This window comes from Streptomyces scabichelini (genome assembly GCF_011045015.1).
Taxonomy (GTDB): domain Bacteria; phylum Actinomycetota; class Actinomycetes; order Streptomycetales; family Streptomycetaceae; genus Streptomyces; species Streptomyces scabichelini.
Genome location: NZ_JAAKZY010000444.1, coordinates 1 through 2,201 on the forward strand (window position 1 = coordinate 1; position 2,201 = coordinate 2,201).

At 70.7% G+C, this 2,201-nt stretch carries 1 protein-coding gene and 1 pseudogene; one reads left to right on the plus strand and one right to left on the minus strand.

Going from position 1 to position 2,201, the window contains the following annotated elements; translation table 11 throughout:
• Nucleotides 1–1,104 (minus strand): annotated as a pseudogene (locus tag G5C60_RS50495) (NB-ARC domain-containing protein); the annotation flags it as partial.
• Nucleotides 1,105–1,213: 109 nt separating this feature from the next.
• On the opposite strand from G5C60_RS50495, the gene G5C60_RS50500 reads away from it, so the two are divergent.
• On the plus strand, nucleotides 1,214–2,113 hold the full coding sequence (locus tag G5C60_RS50500) for a 5'-methylthioadenosine/S-adenosylhomocysteine nucleosidase family protein (RefSeq protein ID WP_338146164.1): 900 nt from the start codon (nucleotides 1,214–1,216) through the stop codon (nucleotides 2,111–2,113).
• The last annotated feature ends 88 nt before the right edge of the window (nucleotides 2,114–2,201 follow it).

Below are 2,201 nucleotides of genomic sequence, written 5' to 3' on the forward strand. Positions count from 1 at the left end.
GTCGTCACCGTCCTGACCGAGGCAGACGCTCCCCCGCCCGTTCCCCCGCTCGACGAGATGCGTGCGCGTCAGCGCGTCCAGGGCGCGGGTCGGCGGAGCGTCTGCCTCGGTCAGGACGGTGACGACCTCGGTGCTCACGTCAGGCCCCGGGGCAAGGGACAGCAGGCGGAGCAGGCGGGCCTGCTCGGGTGGCAGACGTCGGTATGACAGGTCGAAGGCGGCGCGGACACTCCGCTCGCCATCGTCAAGGTGGGTGAGACGGTCGCGGAACTCGGTGAGTTCGGCGACGAGTTCGGCTACGGGCTTGTCCCGGTCCAGCACCAGCAGAGCAGCCGCGATCTGTAGGGCCAGCGGCAGATGCCCACAGCGGGAGGCGAGTTCCGCCGCTGCCTCGGCCCCGTCCGCGACGCGGTTGTCGGACGGGTCGGCGATCCGCAGGGCGCGGTCGAGCAGGGCGTACGCCTCCTCCGGCGTCAGCTCGTCCAACGGCAGGAGCCGCGCGCCCAGTTGGGGCAACTTGTGGCGAGAGGTGACGAGTAGACGGTGCCGTTTGTCGCCGGGAAGCAGGCGGCGCACCTGCTCCGGTGAGGACGCGTTGTCCGCCAGGATCAGCACCGCGCCCCGCTCCCGGGCACGCTCGGCAAGGGTCGAACGGTAGAGCGCGGCCCGTTCGTCCGCAGTGGCCGGAATGTGCTCCGGCGCCGTACCCAACGCCCGCAGCAAGGCCTCCAGCGCCTGGTCCGCCATCACGCGATCGTCGTCGTACCCGTGCAGGTCCATGAAGAGCACCCCGCCCGTGAACCATCCCCTCCCGCACGCCTCGTGCGCCGCCTCCACCGCGAGCGCCGTCTTGCCGATGCCGCCGAGGCCGGACACCGCCGCGACCAGCACGGCGGTCGGCCTCTCGGGCGCGGACGGGTCGAACGCGTCCAGCAGCGCACGCAGTTCGCCGTCCCGGCCGGTGAAGCCGACCGCCTTGGCGGGCAGGGCATCCAGCGCGGTGGGCGCGGGACCATGCTCGTGGTACTCCGCCTTCGCGGTGAAGGGACCGGTGAACTCGCCTCCCCGGAAGTCGAGATGGTCCCCGTCGTACCCGTTCGTCATCGCGCCGTCCCCCGTGCCGCCTCCGAACATCGCGTGACATCACGGTACGCCGCACCCACCCCGCCCAACACACGCTCTGGACACGCAACTTGGCAGTACCGTTGAGAGCGTGCCGGAGCCAATGCCCACCGTAGCGATCCTCACCGCGCTGTCCCTCGAATACGACGCCGTACTCGACCACCTCATGGATGTCGAGAAGCTCACGCATGAGCGCACCGGCACGCGGGCCAGGCGAGGGAAGCTCCCTGGCACCCCCTGGCACGTCGCCCTGGTCGACATGGGCGAGGGCACGCTCACGGCCGCCACGATCACCGAGCGGGTGATGACGTGGCTCGCCCCCGAGGCCGTGCTCTTCGTCGGGGTCGCGGGCGGTCTGAAGGACGACGTCGGCATCGGCGACGTCGTGGTCGCGACCAAGGTGTACGCCATCCACGGCGGCGAGCAGACGCCCGACGGCTTCCTGGACCGGCCGGAGGCCTGGCGCGCCTCGTACCGTCTGGAGCAGGCGGCCAAGGATGCGTTGCGCGGGAAGGCCCAGTTCAACGGGAAGGTCCACTTCAAGCCGATCGCGGCCGGAGACGTCGTCCTCGCGGACAGCGACTCCGAACTCGCCCAGCGCATCAGGGCGAGCTACAACGACGCCGTCGCCATCGAGATGGAAAGCTCCGGCGTCGCCCACGCCGTTCACCTCGCCGGTGAGGCGGGCGCGTTGATCATCCGGGGCATCAGCGACAAGGCCAATGCGGACAAGTCGAATGAAGACGCCAGGGGTTCACAGCCCCGGGCCGCCGCGAACGCGGCCAGGGCGGCGGTCGCCGTACTCCGCGAGCTGCAACCGAAGTCGACTGCCCCGCAGCCTCGTGACTCCGACCCTCGGGGGCGTCCTTTTCGCAGCTCCACCGACGCCCCCACGTACAGCGGAGACCACCTCGACTTCCGAGGCGGCACCTTTCACGGCCCCTTCACCGCCAAGTCGGTCGGCCGACCACCGCACGGCGACGGACAGTAGCCCAGGCGAAGGCCCGCAACACGGAACCAGCACGCCGCAGCAGTCCCACGGCCCGGTACCCACCGCAACCACCACCCTCCCTGTCTCT